Origin of the sequence: uncultured Pluralibacter sp., assembly GCF_913775985.1 — a bacterium.
Classification (GTDB): domain Bacteria; phylum Pseudomonadota; class Gammaproteobacteria; order Enterobacterales; family Enterobacteriaceae; genus Pluralibacter.
Map to the genome: position 1 here is coordinate 22,647 of NZ_CAJYMB010000147.1, position 23,011 is coordinate 45,657.

Genomic DNA, 23,011 nt, shown 5'->3' on the forward strand with positions numbered 1-23,011 from the left:
GTTTCTATGACAATGCTTTATCTCGCCTCCGGTTCACCTCGCCGCCAGGAGCTGCTCACGCAGCTGGGAATTCGCTTCGAGCGTCTGGTTCCCGGTATCGAAGAACAGCGCCAGCCGCAGGAGACAGCGCCGCATTACGTCACGCGCCTCGCGCGTGAAAAAGCGCAGGCTGGCGTTGCGCTGGCCGCGCGCGATCTGCCGGTGCTGGGGGCGGATACCATTGTCGTACTGAATGGCCAGGTGCTGGAGAAGCCAAAAGATAAAGAGCAGGCTGCCGCAATGCTCAGACAGCTCTCCGGGCAGACGCATCAGGTGCTGACGGCGATAGCACTGGCGGACCGCACGCAAACCATCGACTGTCAGGTGATGACAGAAGTGACCTTCCGGGTATTATCTGAGGAAGACATTGCGGACTACGTAGCCAGCGGCGAACCGATGGATAAAGCCGGCGCATACGGTATTCAGGGCCTGGGCGGCTGTTTTGTGAGAAAAATAAACGGCAGCTATCATGCCGTGGTTGGCCTGCCGCTGGTAGAGACGTATGAGTTGCTGGGTAACTTTAACGCACTGCGTGAACAAAGGGATAAACATGACGGCTGAATTATTGGTAAACATAACGCCTTCTGAGACGCGGGTCGCGTACATCGACGGCGGTATTCTGCAGGAGATCCACATCGAGCGCGAGGCGCGGCGTGGCATCGTAGGCAATATCTACAAGGGTCGGGTTAGTCGCGTACTTCCTGGGATGCAGGCGGCATTTGTAGATATTGGCCTGGACAAGGCCGCGTTTCTTCACGCTTCTGACATCATGCCGCACACCGAGTGCGTGGCGGGTGATGAGCAGAAGCAGTTTACAGTGCGCGATATTTCGGAGCTGGTGCGCCAGGGGCAAGACTTAATGGTGCAGGTGGTGAAAGATCCACTGGGTACCAAAGGTGCCCGCCTTACCACTGACATCACGCTGCCTTCCCGCTACCTGGTCTTTATGCCTGGCGCCTCCCACGTTGGGGTTTCCCAGCGCATTGAAAGCGAAGCCGAGCGCGAGCGGCTTAAACGCGTAGTCAGCGACTATTGCGACGAGCAGGGCGGTTTTATTATCCGCACCGCTGCTGAAGGCGTGTGCGAGGCGGATCTGGCCTCCGATGCCGCTTACCTTAAACGCGTCTGGACGAAGGTTATGGAGCGCAAAAAACGCCCCCAGACCCGCTATAAAATGTACGGCGAGCTGGCCCTGGCCCAGCGCGTGCTGCGTGATTTTGCTGACGCGCACCTGGACCGTATCCGCGTAGATTCCCGCCTGACGTTTGAATCCTTGACCGAGTTCACCGCTGAATATATGCCCGAAATGACCGGCAAGCTTGAACACTACAGCGGTCGCCAGCCCATCTTCGATCTGTTTGATGTGGAAAACGAGATCCAGCGTGCGCTGGAACGCAAAGTCGAGCTCAAATCAGGCGGCTATCTGGTGATTGACCAGACCGAGGCGATGACCACCGTCGATATCAACACCGGCGCGTTCGTCGGCCACCGCAATCTTGACGATACTATCTTCAATACCAATATTGAGGCCACCCAGGCCATTGCCCGCCAGCTGCGCCTGCGCAATCTCGGTGGGATCATCATCATCGACTTTATCGATATGAATAATGAAGACCACCGCCGCCGGGTGCTGCATTCGCTGGATCAGGCGTTAAGTAAAGACCGGGTGAAAACCAGCATCAACGGCTTCTCTCAGCTCGGGCTGGTGGAGATGACCCGCAAGCGCACGCGGGAAAGTCTTGAACACGTCCTGTGCAACGAGTGCCCCACCTGCCAGGGCCGCGGGCGCGTGAAGACAGTGGAAACCGTATGCTACGAGATAATGCGCGAGATTGTGCGCGTGCATCACGCCTATGACTCCGACCGTTTTCTGGTCTACGCTTCTGCCGCAGTCTCTGAAGCCCTGAAAGGGGAAGAGTCTCACGCGCTGGCCGAAGTCGAAATCTTTGTCGGCAAGCAGGTCAAGGTACAAACAGAACCGCTCTATAATCAGGAGCAGTTTGACGTGGTAATGATGTAATTCCTGCTGTTACAAGGAGAGGTGCGTGAGGCGTTTGCCCGGAATACTGCTGATCGCTTTGGCGACACTGATCGTTATCGTCGCGCTACTGGTGAGCGGCCTGCGCCTTGCGCTGCCGCATCTCAACACGTGGCGGCCTCAGCTGCTGGCCCATGCCAGCCAGATGGCCGGGCACCCGGTGGAAGCCTCCTCGCTGAAGGCCAGCTGGGAAAATTTTGGCCCGACGCTGGACATCCGCGATCTCAGAACCACCATGAACGACGGCGGCGAGCTGTCGGTCAAGCGCGTTACCCTGGCCTTTGACGTCTGGCAGAGCCTGCTGCACCTGCGCCCGCAGTTTCGCGAGCTGACCTTCTGGCAGCTAAACGTTCACACCGACTCCACTCTGCAAAGCAATGATGGTTCCGGCGACCTGGAAGCGGATCGCGTAGGCGACCTGTTCCTGCGCCAGTTCGATCAGTTCACCCTGCGCGACAGCCAGCTGAGCTTTTTGACGCTTTCCGGCAAGCGTGTGGCGCTCTCCATTCCCCAGCTCACCTGGCTTAACGGAAAAAACCGCCACCGCGCCGAAGGGGAGCTGAGCCTTTCCAGCCTGACCGGCCAGCACGGCGTCATGAAAGTACGCATGGATATGCGCGACCAGGGCGGCATTCTTAACGAAGGCCGGGTCTGGCTGCAGGCCGATGATATCGACGTTAAACCGTGGCTCAGCCAGTGGACCCAGGACAATGTTGCGCTCACCTCGGCGCGGTTCAGCCTTGAAGGCTGGATGACGCTTGCCAGAGGTGATATCACCAGCGGCGACGTCTGGCTAAAAAAGGGCGGCGCCAGCTGGCAGGGGGATAACCGAACCCATACGCTCTCCGTCGATAACCTCACCACCCACGTTGCCCGGGAAGGGAACGGCTGGGCTTTTCATATTCCCGATACCCGCATCGCCATTGACGACAAGCGCTGGCCCCGCGGCGCGCTGGCACTGGCGTGGTTCCCGGATAAAGACAACGACCAGAAAGAGAGCCAGAACGGCGGCGAGATCCGGCTGCGCGCCAGCAACCTTGAGCTGGGCGGTCTGGCGGGGCTACTGCCGATTGCGGAGAAACTCTCTCCGTCGCTGGGGGATATCTGGCAGACGGCCCAGCCCAGCGGGAAAATTGACATGCTGGCGCTGGATATTCCGCTGCGCAACGCTGATAAAACCCGCTTTAAGGCCGCGTGGAGCGATCTGGCATGGAAGCAGTGGAAGCTGCTGCCGGGCGCCGAGCACGTTTCCGGTACCGCCGAAGGCAGCGCCGAAAACGGCGTGCTCAACGTCGCCATGAAAGATGCGGTGATGCCTTACGAAACGGTATTTCGCGCGCCGCTGCAGATTAGCCGCGGCGGGGCAAACCTGCGCTGGGAGCAAAACGAAAAGGGCTTCATGCTCGACGGCCGCGATATTGACGTCCAGGCGAAAGCGCTGCGGGCCCGCGGCGGCTTCCGCTGGCTGGAACCGAAGGGCGATGCGCCGTGGCTCGGTATTCTGGCGGGTATCAGCACCAGCGACGGCGGCGAGGCCTGGCGTTATTTCCCGGAAAATCTGATGGGAAAAGATCTGGCAGACTATCTTACAAGCGCTATCAAAGGCGGGCAGGCGGATAATGCGACGCTGGTTTACAGCGGTAATCCGCATCTTTTCCCCTACAAACACAATGAAGGTCAGTTCCAGGTTTGGGTGCCGCTGCGCAATGCAACCTTCGCGTTTCAGCCCGGCTGGCCCGCGCTGAAAAATCTGGATATCGATCTTAACTTTCTCAATGACGGCTTGTGGATGAAGGCGGACAGCGTCGCCCTCGGCGGCGTGACCGCGTCTAATCTTAACGCGGCGATCCCGGACTACGGCAAGCATAAGCTGATTATCGACGCCGATGTTAACGGCCCCGGCAAAAGCGTCGGTCCCTACTTCATGGAAACGCCGCTGAAAGACTCTCTCGGCACGACGCTGGAGGAGCTGCAGCTCGACGGCAATGTCGGCGCCCGCCTGCATCTGGATATTCCGCTGGACGGCGCGCAGGTGCTGGCAAAAGGCGACGTGCGGCTGAACAACAACTCGCTGTTTATCAAGCCGCTGAACAGCACCCTGGAAAACCTGACCGGCGGCTTTACCTTTGAGAACGGCAATTTACAGAGCGGGCCGCTGAAAGCCAGCTGGTTCAATCAACCGCTCAACGTGGACTTCTCCACCCGCGAAGGCGATAAGGCTTTTCAGGTGGGCGTGGATCTCGACGGCAGCTTGCAGCCGGACAAAACCGGCCTGCTGCCGCAGCAGGTGAACGATGCTCTCAGCGGCAGCGTGCCGTGGCAGGGCAAAGTCGCCATTGAACTGCCTTACAAGGGCAGCGCGAATTATAAAGTGGATATTACCGGTGACCTGAAGAATATTCACAGCAGCCTGCCCGCACCGGTCAACAAAGAAGCGGGCCAGCCGCTGCCGGTGAAAGTCAATGTCACCGGCGGGCTGGAGCGTTTCGATTTAACCGGCAGCGTAGGCGGCAATCACCACTTCAACAGCCGCTGGCTGCTGGGGCAAAAGCTGAAGCTCGACCGCGCCATCTGGACTTCGGACAGCCGCAGCATGCCGCCGCTGCCGGATGCCTCCGGGCTTGAGCTGAACCTGCCGGAGATGGACGGTATGCAGTGGCTGGCGCTGTTCCGCAAGGGCGCGGCGGATAGCGTTGGCGCGTCTACCGAGTTTCCGACCCGCATTACGTTACGCACGCCGGCGCTGTTAATGGGCGGCCAGCGCTGGAATAATCTGAGCGTGGTCGCCGGGCCCGTTGCCGGTGGCACTAAAGTTGACGCTCAGAGCCGCGAAATTAACGGTTCGCTGACCATGCGCGACCGCGGTCCGTGGCTGGCGAATATTAGCTATCTTTACTTCAACCCGGCAAGCGGCGGCAGCGCGCCTGCATCCGGCAGTACGCCCGCCGGCGGCGAGGATCCCATTAACTTTAAGGGCTGGCCGAGCCTGCAGCTGCGCTGCGCCGAGTGCTGGCTGTGGGGGCAAAAATATGGCCGCATCAACGGCGATTTTGCCATCAGCGGCGATACGCTGTCGCTGACCAATGGCCTGGTCGATACCGGTTTCGCACGTCTGACCACCAGCGGCGAATGGGTCAATACGCCGGGCGGCGAGCGCAGTGCCCTGAAGGGCAAGCTCAGCGGTAAGAAAATCGACACGGCGGTTAGCTTTTTCGGCCTCGACTCGCCAATCCGCGACTCTTCATTCGATATTGATTACGATCTGCACTGGCGCGCCGCGCCGTGGAAGCCGGATGTCACGACGCTGAACGGCATTATCAAAACCCACATGGGTAAGGGTGAATTTACCGATATCAGTACCGGCCACGCCGGGCAGCTGCTGCGGTTAGTGAGTTTTGATGCCCTGCTGCGCAAGCTGCGCCTTGATTTCAGCGATACGTTCAGCGAAGGCTTTTACTACGACTCGATGAAAAGCACCGCCTGGATTAAAGACGGCAAGCTGCACACCGACGATACGCTGGTGGACGGGCTGGAGGCGGATATTGGCCTGAAGGGCACGCTGGATCTGGTGCAGCGGCGCATTGATATGGAGGCGATTGTGGCCCCGGAGATCTCCACGACCGTTGGCGTGGCGACCGCCTTTGTGATTAACCCGATTGTCGGCGCAGCGGTGTTTGCCGCCAGCAAAGTGCTGGGGCCGCTGTGGAACAAGGTCTCCATTTTGCGCTACCGCATCACCGGGCCCATCGATCAGCCGCAGATCAACGAAGTGCTGCGCCAGGCGCGCAGCGATAAAACGCAATGATTTGACGGGGCGAGTGAATTGCCCCACTCTCATACTATTCTTAGCTAAAGCGATTAACACCATGAGCCTGAACCTGGTAAGTGAACAACTGCTGTCGGCAAACGGCCTGAACCATCAGGATCTGTTTGCCATTCTTGGCCAACTTGCCGAGCGCCGCCTCGACTACGGCGATCTCTATTTTCAATCGAGCTATCACGAATCCTGGGTAATGGAAGACAGCATCATCAAAGATGGTTCTTACAATATTGACCAGGGCGTCGGCGTTCGCGCGGTGAGCGGAGAGAAAACCGGCTTTGCCTACGCGGATCAGATTAGCCTGCAGGCGCTGCAGCAAAGCGCGCAGGCGGCCCGCACCATCGTGCGCGATACCGGCGACGGCAAGGTTCACGCCCTGGGCGGGAAAGATCACCCGATGCTGTACACCAGCCTCGATCCGCTGCAGAGCATGAGCCGCGAAGAGAAACTCGACGTGCTGCGTCGGGTCGATAAAGCCGCCCGCGCCGCGGACAAGCGCGTGCAGGAAGTCTCTGCCAGCCTGAGCGGTGTCTATGAGCTGATTCTGGTGGCGGCAACAGACGGCACTCTCGCGGCCGACGTGCGTCCACTGGTGCGCCTTTCCGTCAGCGTGCTGGTGGAAGATAACGGCAAGCGCGAGCGCGGCTCCAGCGGCGGCGGCGGCCGTTTCGGCTATGAGTGGTTCCTGGCAGACGTCGGCGGTGAAATCCGTGCGGACGCGTGGGCCCGGGAAGCGGTGCGCATGGCGCTGGTTAATCTGACCGCCGTTGCAGCACCGGCGGGTGCGCTGCCGGTAGTGCTCGGCGCGGGCTGGCCCGGCGTGCTGCTACACGAGGCGGTGGGTCACGGTCTGGAAGGCGATTTTAACCGCCGCGGCACCTCGGTCTTTAGTGGCCAGATGGACAAGCTGGTGGCCTCAGAGCTGTGCACCGTGGTTGATGACGGCACCATGACCGATCGCCGCGGCTCGGTCGCCATTGACGACGAAGGCACGCCGGGACAGTACAACGTGCTGATCGAGAAGGGCGTGCTCAAAGGCTACATGCAGGACAAGCTTAACGCCCGCCTGATGGGGATGAAGCCTACCGGCAACGGCCGCCGCGAGTCCTATGCCCATCTGCCAATGCCGCGCATGACCAACACCTACATGCTGGCAGGCCAGTCGACGCCGGAAGAGATTATCGCCTCGGTGGATTACGGCATTTTCGCGCCAAACTTCGGCGGCGGCCAGGTGGATATCACTTCCGGGAAGTTTGTGTTCTCTACCTCTGAGGCTTACCTGATTGAAAAAGGGAAAGTGACCAAAGCGGTGAAGGGCGCGACGCTGATTGGCTCAGGTATCGACGCGATGCAGCAGATTTCGATGGTTGGTAACGATCTGAAGCTGGACAGCGGCGTCGGCGTCTGCGGTAAAGAGGGGCAAAGCCTGCCGGTCGGCGTGGGTCAGCCTACGCTGAAAGTGGACAGCCTCACCGTGGGCGGCACGGCATAACCGCTTCGCACTCAGGCCCGCATCATGCGGGCTTTTTTATGCCTTTTCGCCGAGCTGGCTTCCCAGAAACGGCTTCGACACTTCCGTAAAATAGTCTGTCACATAGTTAATGCAGACCTGCACCTTGAGCGGCAGCTTGTCTTTTTCGGTATACACCGCATACACCGGCCGCGGATCGGAATGATAGCGAGGAAGCAGGATCTCAAGCTCGCCGCGCTTAATCTCATCGGCCACCCACATCAGCGGTACAAAGGCGATCCCCGCGCCCGCGGTCAGCCAGCGGCTCAGCGTCATCGGATCGTTAGTGACGAAGCGTCCCTGCGGGACAATGCGTATCGGCAGCCCCTCCGGAGAGATCAGCTCAAACTCATTGTGCGGGCGGATGCTGTACTCAAGCCAGGAGTGATTTGCCAGATCGGCGGGTTTCTCCGGGACCCCAACCTGCTGCAAGTAACTTCTGGCGCCGCACAGCACCATCGGCATTGAGCCCAGGCGACGTGAAAACAGCCCGGAATCCTGCAGAGAGCCTACGCGGATCACCAGATCCAGACCGTCGGAAATCAGATCGGGCGGCGGGATGGCGGTCACCAGATTCACCGCCAGATCGGGATACTCCCGCAGCATTTCAGCGGTAATACGCGAAAGGACATTTTGTGCCATGGTTGAAGAACAACCAATGCGCAGTGTGCCAATCGGCGTGTTGTTAAATGCGTAGAGCTGCTCGTGAACGTCCCGCGCCTCGTGCAGCATCCGCTGGCAGCCTTTATAGTAAATCTTGCCGGCCTCGGTAAGCCCCAGGCTGCGCGTGCTGCGGTTTAATAGCTTAACCTGCAGATCATTTTCGAGGCGGGACACCGTCTGGCTTATCGATGAAACGCTCATTTCCAGCTGTCTTGCCGCCGCTGTGAAGGAGCCTAATTCCACGACTTTCGCGAAAACGGACATACGCTTGAGTCTTTCCATTGTTCATTCTGAGTTAAAAGTGATTTAGATCACACAATATAGATCAAGTGATAACAGTTACGATAATATACTGTTAGTTAAATAATAAAATTAACTCCCTAATCTGCACTCTTTCATCGTCAAGGTCATCATGAGTCTCTTTCCCGTTATCGTGATTTTCGGTCTCTCGTTTCCGCCGATTTTCGTCGAGCTGCTATTGTCTCTGGCCATTTTTTGGCTCGTGCGCCGGTTGCTGGTGCCGACGGGGATCTATGATTTCGTGTGGCATCCGGCGCTGTTTAATACCGCACTCTATTGCTGCCTGTTCTACCTGATATCCCGCATGTTTGCCTGAGGTCGCTGTGAAAACACTAATAAGAAAATTCTCCCGTACGGCTATTACGGTCATTCTTGTGATACTGGCCTTTATCGCCATCTTTCATGCGTGGGTCTACTACACCGAGTCTCCATGGACCCGCGACGCGCGTTTCAGTGCAGACGTTGTGGCCATCGCCCCCGATGTGTCCGGGCTGATTACCGAAGTGGATATCAAAGATAACCAGCTGGTGAAGAAAGGGCAGACGCTGTTCGTTATTGACCGCCCGCGTTACGAAAAAGCCCTCGACGAGGCGGAAGCTGACGTAGCCTACTACCAGGCGCTGGCCGCCGAAAAGCGCCGTGAAGCAGGGCGTCGCAATAAGATTGGCACCGTGGCGCTGTCCCGTGAAGAGCTCGATCAGGCCAACAGCAGCCTGCAAACCGTCGAACACCAGCTTGCTAAATCCCAGGCAGTGCGCGACCTGGCACGTCTCGATCTGGAGCGTACCGTTATTCGCGCACCGTCCGACGGCTGGATCACCAACCTGAACGTCTACGGCGGCGAGTTCATTACCCGCGGTTCAACGGCGGTAGCGCTGGTTAAATCAGGTACGTTCTACGTTACCGCCTATATGGAAGAGACCAAACTCGAGGGCGTGCGTCCGGGATATCGCGCGGAAATTACCCCGCTAGGCAGTACTCGCGTACTGAAAGGCACGGTGGATAGCGTGGCCTCCGGCGTGACTAACGCCAGCAGCAGCGTCGATTCCAAAGGTATGGCAACCATCGACTCCAATCTGGAATGGGTGCGCCTGGCGCAGCGCGTGCCTGTCCGCATCCGCCTCGATAAGCAGGTCGGAAATCTCTGGCCCGCTGGCACAACCGCTACGGTAATTATTACCGGTGAAAAAGACCGGGATCGACGACAGATGTCCTTCTTCCAGAAGATTGGCATGCGCCTGCGTGAATTCGGTTAACGTCGATGGGCTTTTTAACGATTGAGCTTCGGCACCTGCGCTTTGCCATTAAGCTGGCTACCGCCATCGTGCTGGCGCTGTTCATCGGATTTCACTTTCAGCTGGAAACGCCGCGCTGGGCGGTGCTTACCGCGGCGATTGTCGCTGCGGGCCCGGCGTTTGCCGCAGGCGGTGAACCCTATTCGGGTGCCATTCGCTATCGCGGTATGCTGCGTATCTGCGGCACTTTTATCGGCTGCGTCGCCGCGCTGACGATCATCATTATGATGATCCGCGCGCCGCTGCTGATGATTTTAGTGTGCTGCCTGTGGGCCGGTTTCTGCACCTGGGTTTCGTCGCTGGTGCGCATCGAAAACTCCTATGCGTGGGGGCTTGCAGGCTATACGGCGCTCATTATCGTTATCAGTATTCAAAATGAGCCGCTACTGGCGCCGCAGTTTGCCGTCGAGCGCTGCAGCGAAATCGTTATCGGGATTGTCTGCGCCATCGTTGCGGATCTGCTGTTTTCGCCGCGTTCCATTAAGCAGGAGATCGACCGCGAACTTGATGCGCTGCTGGTGGCGCAATATCAGCTGATGCAGCTCTGCATTCGTCACGGCGATCCTGCTGAGGTTGATGTTGCCTGGAGCGGGCTGGTGCGCCGCACGCAGGCGCTGTCGGGAATGCGCAGCAATCTGAATATGGAGTCCTCCCGCTGGGCGCGGGCAAACCGCCGCCTGCGCGTGCTGAATACCCTTTCACTGACGCTCATTACCCAGGCCTGTGAAACCTATCTCATCCAGAACTCGCGGCCTGAGGCGGTTGCGCCATCCTGGCGCGAGCTGTTTGATAAACCGGTTGAAACCGTACAGGACGTTCACACCCAGCTTAAGCGGATGCGGCGCATTCTCTCCTGGACCGGCCAGCACGACACGCCAATCACTATCTTTACCTGGATCGGGGCAGCGACGCGTTTTCAGCTGCTCAAGCGCGGGGTGCAGAGCAATACACGCATTAGCCTGCGTGAAGAGGAGGTATTACAGGGGGAAGCGGTGGTTAAAGTCGAGTCCGCCGAGCGCCATCACGCGATGGTAAACTTCTGGCGTACCACGCTCTCCTGCGCGCTTGGAACCGTTTTCTGGCTCTGGACCGGCTGGACGTCCGGCAGCAGCGCAATGGTAATGATTGCCGTGGTCACCGCGCTGGCGATGCGCTTGCCCAATCCGCGCATGGTGGCGATGGACTTCGTGTACGGCACCATTGTCGCGCTGCCGCTTGGCGCGCTCTACTTCCTGGTGATAATGCCATCGACTCAGCAAAGTATGCTGCTGCTCTGTATTGCGCTTGCGGTGATGGCGTTTTTTATTGGTATCGAGGTACAAAAGCGCCGATTAGGCACGCTGGGTGCGCTGGCGAATACCATTAACGTACTCGTGCTGGATAACCCGATGACCTTTCACTTCAGCCAGTTTCTTGACAGCGCGCTCGGGCAGCTGGTCGGGTGCGTACTGGCGCTGATCGTCATTCTGCTGGTGCGCGACAACTCACTCTCCCGAACGGGGCGCGTGCTGCTGAATCAATTTGTGTCTGCGGCGGTTTCCTCGCTGACCACCAACAAGAACCGCCGTAAAGAAAACCATTTGCCGGCGCTTTATCAGCAGCTGTTTTTGCTGCTGAACAAATTTCCCGGGGATATGCCTAAATTTCGCCTGGCGCTGAACCTTATCATCGCCCACCAGCGCCTGCGTAATGCACCGGTGCCGGTTAACGACGATCTCTCTGCTTTCCACCGCCAGCTGCGGCGCACCGCTGACAAGCTCATATCTACCCGCAGCGATGACAGACGCCGGCAGACTTTTGATCAGCTGCTTAGCGAGCTGGAGGTTTATCAGGAGAAGCTGGTGTACTGGGACGCGCCCTTGCAGGTGACCGAGCCGGTTAAGCGCCTGACTGATATGTTGAGAAAATATCAGGGTGCCCTGGCCTAGAGCGCCTGGGATAAAAAGCCGACGACAGCGTCGGCTTTTTTTATGTTGGAGAAAAGGTGGCTCGCATCGGGTACAGCGGGCATTCACTTTCCTTCAGACATAAAAAAGCCCCCGGGGAACGGGGGCAAGTCGTCACGTCAGACGACGAGGGTTTATTTGTACAGCTCAGCGGTGGCGTGCCAGCTGTCGCCGGTGCGGGCTTCAATCACGCGGTAGCTGCTGGCGCCTTCTTTTGCTGCTTTCGCGGCCAGCTCATGGCGCATATCCATCGGAGAACTGCCAATCTGTGAAAATGAAATGGTGCCCATTGGCTGCAGGCCCTGGGCCTGCTCAGTGTTGATTTGCTGCACGGCCGCGCCGGCGCTGAATGAGAGAACCGTTGCCAGGCCCAGTGTTGCGATAATTGTCTTGTTCATAAGTGACTCCTCGTGCTGTGTATGCTGCAGCCAGAGGGTGGAACAACGCTGTATACCCGGGGCCGCAGAACATCTCAGTTAATCGTGTGACATTGCTAATTGCTTAAACTTATTTATAGAGCTCGGCAGTGGCGTGCCAGTGCGCGCCGCTGCGGGCTTCAATGATTCGGTAAGAAGATGCACCCTGCTGCTGCGCTTTCTGGCTCAGCATTTCGTTCATGTCCATCGGCGATGAACCGACGGCGCCGACGGAAATGGTGCCTACCGGCTGGCGGTTTGTCGCCTGCTCAGCATTGATTGAATCGGCAGCAAAGGCGCCGAAAGAGAGAACGGAGAGCATACCCAGAACGCTTAATGTAGTTTTGATTTTCATAATTTCTGCCTCGTCGATTTTTTTAAGAGTCTTTATTTCGTGACCCTCATCACAGAAACAAGTATACACTAGTAACTTAAAAAATTAATACCATGCTAATTGTTTACTGGGTTATTGCGTAGCAAAAATGATATTTTTTATAACTAAAAGGAATTAAAAGAGGATGAGTGATAATAAGAGGTTACTTTTAGGTTAATAAAATCATGGGGATAGTAAGATTTTGCAATTTGTGCGATAAAGGTGGCGAGATCGACTGGAGGATACAAAAAACTCAGTTAATCGCACTCAATGTCAAATTAAGTGCGGTGTAATATAGCGCTGGAGAGGTGAAAAGCATAGGTAATGCTCTCCAGTGCATCACCGGAGAGGGGGGCTACAGCTCCTGTTCGAACAGGACCAGGATAGCCTCGTAAAGATCTTTAACGCTAAAGCCGCGCGCCGGAGTGGTAAAGATGGTGTCATCGCCGGCGATGCTGCCGAGGATCCCTTCCGCTTTGCCCAGCGAGTCCAGCAGACGAGCAATCAGCTGCGCGGCACCGGGGCTGGTATGGATAACCACGACGGCATCGTTATAGTCGATATCGAGAACCAGGTTCTTGAGCGGGCTTGAGGTAGTGGGAACGCCCAGCTCTGCGGGCAGGCAATACACCATTTCCATTTTGGCATTACGGGTACGTACGGCGCCGAATTTGGTCAGCATGCGGGACACTTTCGACTGATTAATATTATCGAACCCTTCGTCCTGCAGAGCCTGAACGATCTCTCCCTGTGAACTGAACTTTTCTTCTTTAAGTAGCGATTTAAACGCTTTAATTAATTCTTCTTGCTTAGCAGAGCTTCGCATAATTCACCCATTTCATGGCGCTATAAACAACATTATTATGCATATAAATGAATTTTTATGCAAATATTCTGCCATGCGGAAGGCTGAAATAATGTTATGGAAACGGATTATTTTATCAAAAATCGTTATCGAGGAACATGCCTTCATCACGCCGTTAAAATAAGCCTAAAGGTGAATTAAATGTTATCAAAATGATGTTGTTTTGCTTATTGCGCTGGGTGTATTGTAACCGGCATCAACCTCAACCCTGCGCGCTGTAGGCCTTTCATCGATTGCAAAGTAAGCAGTAACAAGGCTTTCGTGCGGAGAGCGCCGCATTCTTCAGTGATGTGAGTTGTTATTGTGCATGGCGTGAATTAAGGTGCCGCGGCAGAGTTTCGGTAGATGAAATCAAACCATAATAAGGAGTTTAGGATGAAAGTTGCAGTCCTCGGCGCTGCTGGCGGTATCGGCCAGGCGCTTGCCCTACTACTCAAGACCCAACTGCCCTCAGGCTCAGAACTCTCCCTGTATGATATTGCGCCGGTAACGCCGGGTGTCGCAGTGGACCTCAGCCATATCCCTACTGATGTTAAAATCAAAGGTTTCTCCGGTGAAGATGCAAGACCCGCGCTGGAAGGCGCCGATGTCGTGCTGATCTCCGCCGGCGTTGCGCGTAAACCTGGAATGGATCGCTCCGATCTGTTCAACGTTAACGCGGGCATCGTCAAAAATCTGGTTCAGCAGATTGCGACTACCTGCCCGAAAGCATGCATCGGCATCATTACTAACCCGGTCAACACCACGGTAGCTATCGCGGCCGAAGTGCTTAAAAAAGCCGGCGTGTATGACAAAAACAAGCTGTTTGGCGTAACGACGCTGGATATTATCCGCTCAAATACCTTTGTTGCCGAGCTGAAAGGCAAGCACGCTGGCGACATCAACGTGCCGGTGATCGGCGGCCATTCCGGCGTCACCATCCTGCCGCTGCTGTCGCAGATCCCGGGCGTGAGCTTCTCCGCGCAGGAAACAGCCGATCTCACGAAGCGTATTCAGAATGCGGGCACCGAAGTGGTTGAAGCGAAAGCCGGCGGCGGCTCCGCGACGCTCTCTATGGGCCAGGCCGCAGCACGCTTTGGCTTAGCGCTGGTTCGCGCACTGAACGGCGAGCAGGGTGTTGTTGAGTGCGCCTACGTCGAAGGCGACGGCAAATATGCGCGTTTCTTCTCTCAGCCGCTGCTGCTTGGTAAAAACGGGATTGAAGCGCATCAGCCGATTGGCGCCCTCAGCGATTTCGAACAGCAGTCGCTGGAAGGCATGCTGGACACGCTGAAAAAAGACATTGCCCTTGGGGAGGAGTTCGTTAATAAGTGATTGCGAGCGCAATTAACGGTTAACGGATGCAAAAACCGGAGTCGATTTACCGACTCCGGTTTTTTTATGCTAGTTGGTCGCGGGATACTCCTGCACCGTGACATTGAGCGTGATCTTTTTGTCATCGCGCATAACCACAACCGGAATTTCGGAGCCAGGGCGAATTTCTGCGACCTGATCCATCGTTTCAAGCGCGGAAATAGCCGGTTTGCCGTTAACAGAGATAATCACATCGTTGGTCTGAATGCCCGCCAGCGCCGCAGGGCCGCCCGGGGCAACATCGTTAACCACGATGCCCTGAATCTGATCCAGCGCGCTGCTCTGAGTGTGGAGCGGGGCAATCTCTCGACCGCTGATGCCGATATAGCCGCGAATAACGCGGCCGTCGCGAATCAGTTTATCCATGATTTTAGCGGCCAGCTGAAACGGAATGGCAAAACCGAGACCTTCGGGCGTTTCGCCATCGTTGCTCTTATCGAAGGAGAGGGTGTTTATGCCCATCAGCTCGCCCAGAGAGTTCACCAGCGCACCGCCGGAGTTCCCGTGGTTAATTGAGGCATCCGTTTGAAGAAAGTTCTGGCGGCCCGAGGGATTGAGGCCAATGCGGCCGGTAGCGCTGATAATCCCCTGAGTGATGGTCTGCCCGAGATTGTAAGGGTTGCCGATGGCCAGTACCACATCGCCGATATGCGGCTTGCGTTTTGCGTTAATGGGGATAACCGGCAGGCCACCGGTGGCGTTAATTTTTAACACCGCCAGATCGGTAAGCGTGTCCGAGCCTACCAGCAGGGCTTCAAAAAACCGGCCATCCTGCAGGGCAATGATTATCTGGTCCGCATCGTTAATAACGTGCTTATTGGTCAGAATGTAGCCGCGCTCGTCCATAATCACTCCCGAGCCCAGCGTCAGCATATTGCGGCTGCTGTTATTCACCGCCCGGTTGTAGACATTCACCACCGCAGGTGCGGCGCGCTTAACGGCCTCATTGTAGCTGGCCGGTGATTCATCGGCGCTGTCATAGTGCGGCGACGATAGCGGTTTTAACTGGCGCAGTGAGGGCATGGCTGCCAACAGAATAGCGCCAACAATCAAACCGATAGCGATTGAACGAATAAGCTTTACGAGCATGATGCAGTTATCACTAATAGCTGATAGGGAGTCTGCCGCAGCATACCATGAGTTGCGCGGACATCACACGCGGGTGATGTCCGGCTGTGAGATTAACTAACGCAGCAGCAAATAGAGATTCCGATCTCCGCGCATCACGTTAAGCGCAATAACGTCAGGTTTGCTCTCCAGGATCTTACGCATATCAATAATTGTGCGCGTCCGATCGCGGTTAATGCCGATAATGACGTCGCCCTTATGGAGGCCCGCCTGCGCCGCCGGGCTTTGCGGGGCGAGATCGTCAACCGCGACGCCCGGCGTACCGTCTTTCATCTGGCCGTCGCTCAGCGACGCGCCGGTTAACGCCGGGGAGAGTTCTCCGGCGGAGGCGGTTGACGTTGGGCTCTTGTCCAGCGTGACCTCCACGCTCAGCGACTTCCCTGCACGCAGCAGGCCCAGCGTCACTTTGGTACCCGGCGCCGTGGTTGCAATACGCGAGCGCATATCGGCAAAGCTGGTCAGCGGTTTGCCGTTAAGGCTAACGATCACGTCCCCGGACTTCACGCCCGCTTTTGCCGAACCTGATCCCGGCAGCACCTCGCTTACAAACGCGCCGCGCTGAACGTTCAAATTCATTGCTTTGGCAATATCGGCGTTCATTTCCATGCCCCGCACGCCCAGCAGCCCACGCTGTACTTCGCCGTCGTGCATCAACTGCCCGGCGAGAGTCATCGCCATATTGCTGGGGATCGCGAATCCAATGCCGATGCTGCCGCCGCCGGAAGCCAGGATCGCGGTATTCATCCCCACCAGCTCGCCGTTGAGATTAACCAGCGCGCCGCCGGAGTTGCCGCGGTTAATAGAGGCATCGGTCTGAATAAAGTTTTCCAGCCCTTCAAGATTAAGCCCGCTGCGCCCGAGCGCTGAGACAATGCCGGATGTTGCTGTCTGCCCAAGGCCAAAGGGATTGCCAATAGCGACAGTAAAATCGCCGACCCGCAGCTTATCGGAGTCGGCAATCGCGATTTGCGTAAGATGATCTGCTTTTTTCAGCTGGAGCAGAGCGATATCGCTTTGCTCGTCGCTGCCCACCAGGCTGGCATCAAACTTGCGCCCGTCGTTGAGCACCACGCTGATTTTCTGCGCGTTGCTGATCACGTGATTGTTGGTCAGCACATAACCTTTTGCGGCATTAATAATAATGCCGGAACCGAGGCCCTCGAACTGGCGCGGTGCGTTATCGGGCTGGCTGTCGCCAAAAAAGCGCTTCAGCTCGTCGGGAACCGGGCCGCGCGCCTGTGGCGCGGCATCTCCTTCAACCTGCACGCTGACAACCGCAGGCAGCACTTTTTCAAGCATCGGCGCAAGGCTCGGCATCGCCGGCTGGCCGGGAACCTGTGCGGGCAGGGCGGCAAACGCCGGTGAGGCGGTTCCGGACGCCAGCACAATGCTTAACGTAATCGCACTCAACAACAGATTCTTGTTCATTAATAAGGCTCTGATGGCGGGATGTATAAATGAATGATAGCCGGGATGGGGCGAGAGACACAGGCGCATCTTGTGCGCCTGTGTTATTCAGAAGAGGTTAGTCGCGCTTGGCTCCGCCGCGCAGCAGGCCGGATGCGCCGTCAGAATAGTCGCGCGGCATCTGTACCGGCACCTGGTCGTTGCTGGCTTCAGACTCGGCCAGGCGGTTGCGGAACGGGTTGCTTTCGGCGGACATTTCCGGCAGCAAATTGCTGGAGCTTTGCGCCATGTGCTGATACAGCTGGCGATAATCGTGGGCCATATTGTCGAGAAGCTCGGCGCTGCGGGCAAAGTGGCTGACCAGCTCTTCGCGATAGTCTTCCAGCTCCGCTTTGTTCTTTTCCAGCTCGTACTGCAGCGCCTGCTGCTGGCGCAGCTTGCGGTTACCAAAGCGCATTGCCACGGCACCAATTATGAGGCCGACAACTAAACCAATGAGCGCATATTCCCAGGTCATGAACTTCTCCCGTTGTATTGTGATTCCGTAGGGTTGGCAGTAAGGCTAATCGCCCGCGCCTGATGATAATGCCACTATAACCGCTATTCCCGCAGAAGTGGAATCCCGGGCGCACATAGCGTAGTGTATGACGGCGTATTTTTCGACAAACGTGAACGACAGCACGCTGCTTTTCAGGAAATAACAATAACTTATGCAAAGCATGACTCCCTCATCGCGATATCTCCAGGCCCTCGGCGAGGGCAGCCATCAGCCCGACGACGTCCAGCGCGAGGCGGTCTCACGGCTCGACGCCATCTACCAGGCTTTAACACACTCCGAAGATGTTGCGGCGCCCGCCAGCGGTCTGCGTGCAACCTTCAGCCGGCTGCTGGGAAAACGCGATGCGCTGCCTGCTGCGCCGGCGCGCGGGCTGTATATGTGGGGCGGCGTTGGCCGCGGTAAAACCTGGCTGATGGATCTGTTTTATCAAAGCCTGCCCGGCCAGCGGAAGCAGCGCCTGCACTTCCACCGCTTTATGCTGCGGGTGCACGAAGAGCTTACCGCTCTGCAGGGCCACAGCGATCCGCTGGAGATCGTCGCCGATAAATTTAAAGCCGAAACGGACGTGCTGTGCTTCGACGAGTTTTTCGTCTCCGATATTACTGATGCGATGCTGCTCGGCGGTTTAATGAAAGCGCTGTTCGCCCGGGGAATCACGCTGGTGGCGACCTCGAATATTCCGCCTGACGATCTGTACCGCAACGGCCTGCAGCGCGCCCGCTTCCTGCCCGCGATTGACGCCATAAAAGCGCACTGCGATGTAATGAATGTGGATGCCGGCATCGATTATCGCCTGCGTACCCTGACTCAGGCGCATCTGTGGCTGTCGCCGATTAATGAAGAGACGCAGCAGCAGATGGAGTCCCTGTGGCTGGCGCTGGCGGGCACGCCGCGCCCTGTTGAGGCGCCGACGCTTGAGATTAACCATCGTCCGCTACCGACGCTCGGCGAGGCTAACCATACGCTGGCCGTATCGTTCACCACGCTGTGCGTTGACGCCCGCAGCCAGCATGATTATATCGCGCTATCAAGGCTGTTCAGCGCCGTGTTGCTGTTTGATGTGCCGGTGATGACGCCGCTGATGGAGAGCGAGGCGCGTCGCTTCATCGCGCTGGTAGACGAGTTTTACGAACGTCACGTTAAGCTGGCGGTGAGCGCAGCCGCGCCGCTGCACGAGATTTATCAGGGTGAAAGACTCAAGTTCGAGTTCCAGCGCTGCCTGTCGCGCCTGCAGGAGATGCAGAGCGAGGAGTACCTCAAACGCGAGCATATGCCCTGATATCCGCGCCCGCGCGGACAGAAAACCACCGCTGAACGCTATAAAGGGGTCGATCTTTGACCCCGACTTCTCTATAATCTTGCGACCCCACGTTACGAGAAGGTTTTTTTCCCGAAACTTTCTAGTGTCGGCATAGGCTATTCGAAGGGGTAGGTTTGCCGGACTTTGTCGTGTGAACCTCAACTGACTAAACGCTTGGGTGTTCACCAACGTGTAACTAATTATTTGGGTAAGCTTTTAATGAAAACTTTTACAGCTAAACCAGAAACCGTAAAACGCGACTGGTATGTTGTTGACGCGACCGGTAAAACTCTGGGCCGTCTGGCTTCCGAACTGGCTCGTCGCCTGCGCGGTAAGCACAAAGCGGAATACACTCCGCACGTAGATACCGGTGATTACATCATCGTTCTGAACGCAGAAAAAGTTGCTGTAACCGGCAACAAGCGCGAAGACAAAATGTACTATCATCACACCGGCCACATCGGTGGTATCAAAGAAGCGACCTTTGAAGAGATGATTGCCCGCCGTCCTGAGCGTGTGATTGAAATCGCGGTTAAAGGCATGCTGCCAAAAGGCCCGCTGGGTCGTGCTATGTACCGTAAACTGAAAGTTTACGCGGGCAACGAGCACAACCACGCGGCACAGCAACCGCAAGTTCTTGACATCTAATCGGGATATAGGCAATGGCTGAAAATCAATACTACGGCACTGGTCGCCGCAAAAGTTCCGCAGCTCGCGTGTTCATCAAACCGGGCAACGGCAAAATCGTTATCAACCAGCGTTCACTGGAACAGTACTTCGGTCGCGAAACTGCCCGCATGGTAGTTCGCCAGCCGCTGGAACTGGTCGACATGGTTGAGAAACTGGATCTGTACATCACCGTTAAAGGTGGTGGTATCTCTGGTCAGGCTGGTGCGATCCGTCACGGTATCACCCGCGCTCTGATGGAGTACGACGAGTCCCTGCGTGGCGAACTGCGTAAAGCAGGCTTCGTTACCCGCGATGCTCGTCAGGTTGAACGTAAGAAAGTCGGCCTGCGTAAAGCACGTCGTCGTCCTCAGTTCTCCAAGCGTTAATTGCTTTCTGCTCTTGCAGAACAATTGGCGAAAAAACCCGCTTCGGCGGGTTTTTTTATGCAAAAAACAGGCGTTTTTAGTAACTATTATGTCTGTTTTAACCCCTTTTTTGGTATTTCCAGAATCCCTTCACCACAAGGGAATTAAGATCTGGTAAACTATCATCCAATTTTCTGCCCAAACGCTGATAGCCGTTCATTTTTTGTTGTGCTGATGAGCAAATTAACTTTGCGGCAGTTGGGAACTCACATCTGTCTGGTCACTCTGTGGCCGGTGGCAGTAATTTCTGAATATACCTGGAGGTTTTCATGGCTGTCGCTGCCAACAAACGTTCGGTAATGACGCTGTTTTCTGGTCCTACTGACATCTATAGCCATCAGGTCCGCATCGTGCTGGCTGAGAAAGGTGTTAGTTTTGAGATAGAACACGTGGAAAAGGACAATCCACCGCAGGATCTGATTGACCTCAACCCGAATCAAAGCGTCCCGACCCTTGTCGATCGCGAGCTGACCCTGTGGGAATCTCGCATCATTATGGAATATCTGGACGAGCGCTTCCCGCACCCGCCGCTGATGCCGGTTTATCCGGTTGCCCGCGGTGAAAGCCGCCTCTACATGCAGCGCATCGAGAAAGACTGGTATTCGCTGTTGAATACCGTTGAAAACGGAACTGCAGCGCAGGCGGATGCCGCCCGCAAGCAGCTGCGCGAAGAGCTGCTGGCTATTGCGCCGGTCTTCACTCAGAAACCCTATTTCCTGAGCGATGAATTCAGCCTCGTTGACTGCTACCTCGCGCCGCTGCTGTGGCGTTTGCCGGTCATGGGCATTGAGCTGGTCGGTACCGGCTCAAAAGAGATGAAAGGCTACATGACCCGCGTTTTCGAACGCGACTCTTTCCTCGCTTCCTTAACCGAAGCCGAGCGCGAAATGCGCCTGGGCCGGGGATAACGCCATGGACGTGTCGCAGTTGACGCCTCGTCGCCCCTATTTGCTGCGGGCATTCTACGAATGGCTGCTGGATAACCAGCTTACGCCGCATCTGGTGGTTGACGTGACGCTCCCGGATGTACGCGTCCCGATGGAGTATGCCCGCGACGGGCAGATCGTATTAAACATTGCCCCGCGTGCTGTGGGTAACCTGGATCTGTCCAACGACGAAGTGCGCTTCAGCGCGCGCTTCGGCGGCGTACCGCGTCAGGTTTCCGTTCCGCTGGCCGCGGTATTGGCTATTTACGCCCGCGAAAACGGCGCCGGTACGATGTTCGAACCGGAAGCCGCCTACGATGAAGACGCTCCTCACGTTAACGATAGTGAAGAGGCTAACAGCGCCGAGCCGGAAACGGTGATGTCGGTCATTGACGGTGATAAGCCCGATACGGACGACGACAGCGATCCGGACGATACGCCGCCGCCGCCGCGCGGTGGGCGCCCGGCGCTGCGCGTAGTGAAATAATTGCGCGCAAAGCAATAAAAAGGCCCGGTAGCGTAAGCTACCGGGCCTTTTTCATATCGGGTAGTGTCTACACTTCCAGATAATTCATAATGCCGTCAGCGGCCTTGCGGCCTTCGGCAATCGCGGTCACCACCAGATCGGAACCGCGAACGATATCGCCGCCGGCGAAAATCTTCGGGTTGCTGGTCTGGAACGGGTTGTCGCTGCCTTCCGGCGCAATGACCCGGCCCTGAGAGTCCAGCTCAACGTCGTGCTGCGCCAGCCAGCCCATGCTGTGCGGGCGGAAGCCAAATGCCATTACCACCGCGTCGGCGGGGATAACGTGCTCGGAGCCGGCAACGATTTCCGCCCGGCGGCGGCCCGCTGCGTCCGGTGCGCCCATTTCAGTGCGCACCATTTTCACGCCGCTGACCCGGCCGTTAGCGTTCACCTCAACGGCAACCGGCTGGATGTTGAACTGAAACTCGACGCCCTCTTCGCGGGCATTTTTTACCTCGCGCTTTGAGCCCGGCATGTTCTGCTCGTCGCGGCGATAGCCGCAGATAACATGCGACGCGCCCTGGCGAATCGAGGTGCGCACGCAGTCCATTGCGGTGTCGCCACCGCCGAGCACCACCACGCGCTTGCCTTCCATGCTAATGTACGGCTCCTGCGTGGTTTCGCCGTAGCCCATGATCTGCCTGGTATTGGCAATCAGGAACGGCAGGGCGTCGAATACGCCTTCTGCGTCTTCATTGTCCAGCCCGCCGCGCATCGACTGATAGGTGCCAACGCCGAGGAACACCGCGTCGTAATCGCTCAGCAGCGCTTCAATCTGCACGTCGCGTCCGACTTCGGTATTGAGCTGGAACTCAATTCCCATGTCGGTGAAAATTTCACGACGGCGGGTCATCACCTCTTTTTCCAGCTTGAAGGCCGGGATACCGAAGGTCAGCAGGCCGCCTATTTCCGGATGGCGGTCAAACACCACCGCCTTGACGCCGTTGCGGGTCAGCACGTCGGCACAGGCGAGGCCAGCCGGGCCTGCGCCAATAATCGCCACGCGCTTGCCGGTGGGCTTCACGCCGCTGAGATCCGGGCGCCAGCCCATTTCAAAGGCCTTATCGTTGATGTAGCGCTCGATGTTACCGATAGTCACCGCGCCGAACTCGTCGTTCAGCGTGCAGGAGCCTTCGCACAGCCTGTCCTGCGGGCAGACGCGGCCGCACACTTCCGGCAGTGTGTTGGTCTGGTGAGACAGCTCGGCGGCCTCGAAAATACGTCCTTCGTTGGCGAGCTTCAGCCAGTTCGGGATGTAGTTATGCACCGGGCACTTCCATTCGCAGTACGGGTTGCCGCAGGAAAGGCAGCGGTCCGCCTGCGCCTTTGCCTGGCCCTCTGAAAAGGGCTCATAAATTTCAACAAAATCAATTTTACGGATCTTCAGCGCTTTCTTCGGCGGATCCACGCGCTGCAAGTCGATAAACTGGTAAACGTTCTGACTCATTGCTAC

Annotated in this window: 21 protein-coding genes; 13 read left to right on the forward strand and 8 right to left on the reverse strand. The window is 57.0% G+C overall.

The genetic code is table 11. The annotated features are described in order from the left end of the window. Positions 1-6: 6 nt before the first annotated feature. From QZ766_RS17570 to tldD, 4 genes are all read left to right on the forward strand, one after another. Positions 7-600: a Maf family protein gene (locus tag QZ766_RS17570; protein ID WP_297204248.1), complete on the forward strand. Its 594-nt coding sequence runs from the start codon at positions 7-9 to the stop codon at positions 598-600. Then, on the forward strand, positions 590-2,059 hold the full coding sequence (rng, locus tag QZ766_RS17575) for a ribonuclease G (RefSeq protein WP_297204250.1): 1,470 nt from the start codon (positions 590-592) through the stop codon (positions 2,057-2,059). The genes QZ766_RS17570 and rng overlap by 11 nt, the downstream gene beginning before the upstream one ends. A gap of 25 nt (positions 2,060-2,084) precedes the next feature. Beyond that, the gene (gene yhdP / locus QZ766_RS17580) at positions 2,085-5,882 is read left to right on the forward strand and encodes an AsmA2 domain-containing protein YhdP (RefSeq protein ID WP_297204252.1); all 3,798 of its coding nucleotides are present in this window, start codon (positions 2,085-2,087) and stop codon (positions 5,880-5,882) included. Positions 5,883-5,943: 61 nt separating this feature from the next. After that, positions 5,944-7,389: a metalloprotease TldD gene (gene tldD, locus QZ766_RS17585; protein WP_297204254.1), complete on the forward strand. Its 1,446-nt coding sequence runs from the start codon at positions 5,944-5,946 to the stop codon at positions 7,387-7,389. Between the two features lie 36 nt (positions 7,390-7,425). On the opposite strand, the gene aaeR is transcribed toward tldD, so the two are convergent. Beyond that, a complete protein-coding gene (gene aaeR, locus QZ766_RS17590; RefSeq protein ID WP_297204256.1) occupies positions 7,426-8,352 on the reverse strand; it encodes an HTH-type transcriptional activator AaeR in 927 nt (308 codons plus the stop codon). Between the two features lie 130 nt (positions 8,353-8,482). Between aaeR and aaeX the strand changes: the two genes are divergently transcribed. The 3 genes from aaeX to aaeB are packed head-to-tail and all read left to right on the forward strand — an operon-like array spanning position 8,483 to position 11,593. Further along, positions 8,483-8,686 carry a p-hydroxybenzoic acid efflux pump operon protein AaeX gene (gene aaeX / locus QZ766_RS17595; protein WP_297204258.1) on the forward strand — a complete coding sequence of 68 codons (204 nt, stop codon included), beginning with the start codon at positions 8,483-8,485 and terminating at the stop codon, positions 8,684-8,686. A 7-nt stretch (positions 8,687-8,693) separates the two neighbouring features. Beyond that, complete coding sequence (gene aaeA / locus QZ766_RS17600; RefSeq protein WP_297204261.1) at positions 8,694-9,626, forward strand: p-hydroxybenzoic acid efflux pump subunit AaeA; 933 nt, start codon at positions 8,694-8,696, stop codon at positions 9,624-9,626. Positions 9,627-9,631: 5 nt separating this feature from the next. Beyond that, complete coding sequence (gene aaeB / locus QZ766_RS17605; RefSeq protein WP_297204264.1) at positions 9,632-11,593, forward strand: p-hydroxybenzoic acid efflux pump subunit AaeB; 1,962 nt, start codon at positions 9,632-9,634, stop codon at positions 11,591-11,593. Between the two features lie 152 nt (positions 11,594-11,745). Here aaeB and yhcN (QZ766_RS17610) read toward each other — a convergent pair whose 3' ends face one another. The 3 genes from yhcN (QZ766_RS17610) to argR form a co-directional block, all read right to left on the reverse strand. After that, complete coding sequence (gene yhcN / locus QZ766_RS17610; protein ID WP_297204266.1) at positions 11,746-12,009, reverse strand: peroxide/acid stress response protein YhcN; 264 nt, start codon at positions 12,007-12,009, stop codon at positions 11,746-11,748. A gap of 109 nt (positions 12,010-12,118) precedes the next feature. Next, positions 12,119-12,382: a peroxide/acid stress response protein YhcN gene (gene yhcN, locus QZ766_RS17615; protein WP_297204268.1), complete on the reverse strand. Its 264-nt coding sequence runs from the start codon at positions 12,380-12,382 to the stop codon at positions 12,119-12,121. A gap of 373 nt (positions 12,383-12,755) precedes the next feature. Beyond that, positions 12,756-13,226 carry a transcriptional regulator ArgR gene (gene argR, locus QZ766_RS17620; protein WP_297204269.1) on the reverse strand — a complete coding sequence of 157 codons (471 nt, stop codon included), beginning with the start codon at positions 13,224-13,226 and terminating at the stop codon, positions 12,756-12,758. 414 nt (positions 13,227-13,640) lie between these two features. Between argR and mdh the strand changes: the two genes are divergently transcribed. Continuing rightward, entirely contained in the window at positions 13,641-14,579 is a 939-nt protein-coding gene (gene mdh / locus QZ766_RS17625; protein WP_297204271.1) for a malate dehydrogenase, read from the forward strand. A gap of 69 nt (positions 14,580-14,648) precedes the next feature. On the opposite strand, the gene degS is transcribed toward mdh, so the two are convergent. From degS to zapG, 3 genes are all read right to left on the reverse strand, one after another. After that, positions 14,649-15,707 (reverse strand): outer membrane-stress sensor serine endopeptidase DegS, encoded by a 1,059-nt coding sequence (gene degS / locus QZ766_RS17630; RefSeq protein ID WP_297204273.1) that lies wholly within the window; start codon positions 15,705-15,707, stop codon positions 14,649-14,651. Positions 15,708-15,803: 96 nt separating this feature from the next. Next, positions 15,804-17,174, reverse strand: coding sequence for a serine endoprotease DegQ (gene degQ, locus QZ766_RS17635; protein WP_297204275.1), 1,371 nt, complete (start codon positions 17,172-17,174; stop codon positions 15,804-15,806). A 97-nt stretch (positions 17,175-17,271) separates the two neighbouring features. Continuing rightward, a complete protein-coding gene (gene zapG / locus QZ766_RS17640; protein ID WP_297204277.1) occupies positions 17,272-17,670 on the reverse strand; it encodes a Z-ring associated protein ZapG in 399 nt (132 codons plus the stop codon). Between the two features lie 193 nt (positions 17,671-17,863). On the opposite strand from zapG, the gene zapE reads away from it, so the two are divergent. The 5 genes from zapE to sspB all read left to right on the forward strand — a co-directional run bounded on the left by zapE (position 17,864) and on the right by sspB (position 21,519). Beyond that, positions 17,864-18,991 (forward strand): cell division protein ZapE, encoded by a 1,128-nt coding sequence (gene zapE / locus QZ766_RS17645; protein WP_297204279.1) that lies wholly within the window; start codon positions 17,864-17,866, stop codon positions 18,989-18,991. Between the two features lie 240 nt (positions 18,992-19,231). Next, a complete protein-coding gene (rplM, locus tag QZ766_RS17650; protein WP_004868222.1) occupies positions 19,232-19,660 on the forward strand; it encodes a 50S ribosomal protein L13 in 429 nt (142 codons plus the stop codon). Between the two features lie 14 nt (positions 19,661-19,674). After that, on the forward strand, positions 19,675-20,067 hold the full coding sequence (gene rpsI / locus QZ766_RS17655; protein ID WP_000829815.1) for a 30S ribosomal protein S9: 393 nt from the start codon (positions 19,675-19,677) through the stop codon (positions 20,065-20,067). A 308-nt stretch (positions 20,068-20,375) separates the two neighbouring features. Next, positions 20,376-21,014, forward strand: coding sequence for a stringent starvation protein SspA (gene sspA / locus QZ766_RS17660; protein ID WP_297204627.1), 639 nt, complete (start codon positions 20,376-20,378; stop codon positions 21,012-21,014). 4 nt (positions 21,015-21,018) lie between these two features. Continuing rightward, complete coding sequence (gene sspB, locus QZ766_RS17665) at positions 21,019-21,519, forward strand: ClpXP protease specificity-enhancing factor (RefSeq protein WP_297204631.1); 501 nt, start codon at positions 21,019-21,021, stop codon at positions 21,517-21,519. 67 nt (positions 21,520-21,586) lie between these two features. On the opposite strand, the gene QZ766_RS17670 is transcribed toward sspB, so the two are convergent. After that, positions 21,587-23,005, reverse strand: a complete 1,419-nt coding sequence (locus QZ766_RS17670; protein ID WP_297204634.1) for a glutamate synthase small subunit — start codon at positions 23,003-23,005, stop codon at positions 21,587-21,589. Positions 23,006-23,011 lie beyond the last annotated feature (6 nt).

Excerpts from the sequence above, each read along its gene's own strand:
- rng (WP_297204250.1), top strand. The coding sequence starts at position 590 with ATGACGGCTGAATTATTGGTAAACATAACGCCTTCTGAGACGCGGGTC.
- zapE (WP_297204279.1), top strand. The coding sequence starts at position 17,864 with ATGCAAAGCATGACTCCCTCATCGCGATATCTCCAGGCCCTCGGCGAG.
- degQ (WP_297204275.1), bottom strand. The coding sequence starts at position 17,174 with ATGAACAAGAATCTGTTGTTGAGTGCGATTACGTTAAGCATTGTGCTG.
- aaeB (WP_297204264.1), top strand. The coding sequence starts at position 9,632 with ATGGGCTTTTTAACGATTGAGCTTCGGCACCTGCGCTTTGCCATTAAG.
- sspA (WP_297204627.1), top strand. The coding sequence starts at position 20,376 with ATGGCTGTCGCTGCCAACAAACGTTCGGTAATGACGCTGTTTTCTGGT.
- zapG (WP_297204277.1), bottom strand. The coding sequence starts at position 17,670 with ATGACCTGGGAATATGCGCTCATTGGTTTAGTTGTCGGCCTCATAATT.
- sspB (WP_297204631.1), top strand. The coding sequence starts at position 21,019 with ATGGACGTGTCGCAGTTGACGCCTCGTCGCCCCTATTTGCTGCGGGCA.
- degS (WP_297204273.1), bottom strand. The coding sequence starts at position 15,707 with ATGCTCGTAAAGCTTATTCGTTCAATCGCTATCGGTTTGATTGTTGGC.
- mdh (WP_297204271.1), top strand. The coding sequence starts at position 13,641 with ATGAAAGTTGCAGTCCTCGGCGCTGCTGGCGGTATCGGCCAGGCGCTT.
- tldD (WP_297204254.1), top strand. The coding sequence starts at position 5,944 with ATGAGCCTGAACCTGGTAAGTGAACAACTGCTGTCGGCAAACGGCCTG.
- yhcN (WP_297204268.1), bottom strand. The coding sequence starts at position 12,382 with ATGAAAATCAAAACTACATTAAGCGTTCTGGGTATGCTCTCCGTTCTC.
- aaeX (WP_297204258.1), top strand. The coding sequence starts at position 8,483 with ATGAGTCTCTTTCCCGTTATCGTGATTTTCGGTCTCTCGTTTCCGCCG.
- aaeR (WP_297204256.1), bottom strand. The coding sequence starts at position 8,352 with ATGGAAAGACTCAAGCGTATGTCCGTTTTCGCGAAAGTCGTGGAATTA.
- argR (WP_297204269.1), bottom strand. The coding sequence starts at position 13,226 with ATGCGAAGCTCTGCTAAGCAAGAAGAATTAATTAAAGCGTTTAAATCG.
- QZ766_RS17670 (WP_297204634.1), bottom strand. The coding sequence starts at position 23,005 with ATGAGTCAGAACGTTTACCAGTTTATCGACTTGCAGCGCGTGGATCCG.
- rplM (WP_004868222.1), top strand. The coding sequence starts at position 19,232 with ATGAAAACTTTTACAGCTAAACCAGAAACCGTAAAACGCGACTGGTAT.
- rpsI (WP_000829815.1), top strand. The coding sequence starts at position 19,675 with ATGGCTGAAAATCAATACTACGGCACTGGTCGCCGCAAAAGTTCCGCA.
- QZ766_RS17570 (WP_297204248.1), top strand. The coding sequence starts at position 7 with ATGACAATGCTTTATCTCGCCTCCGGTTCACCTCGCCGCCAGGAGCTG.
- yhcN (WP_297204266.1), bottom strand. The coding sequence starts at position 12,009 with ATGAACAAGACAATTATCGCAACACTGGGCCTGGCAACGGTTCTCTCA.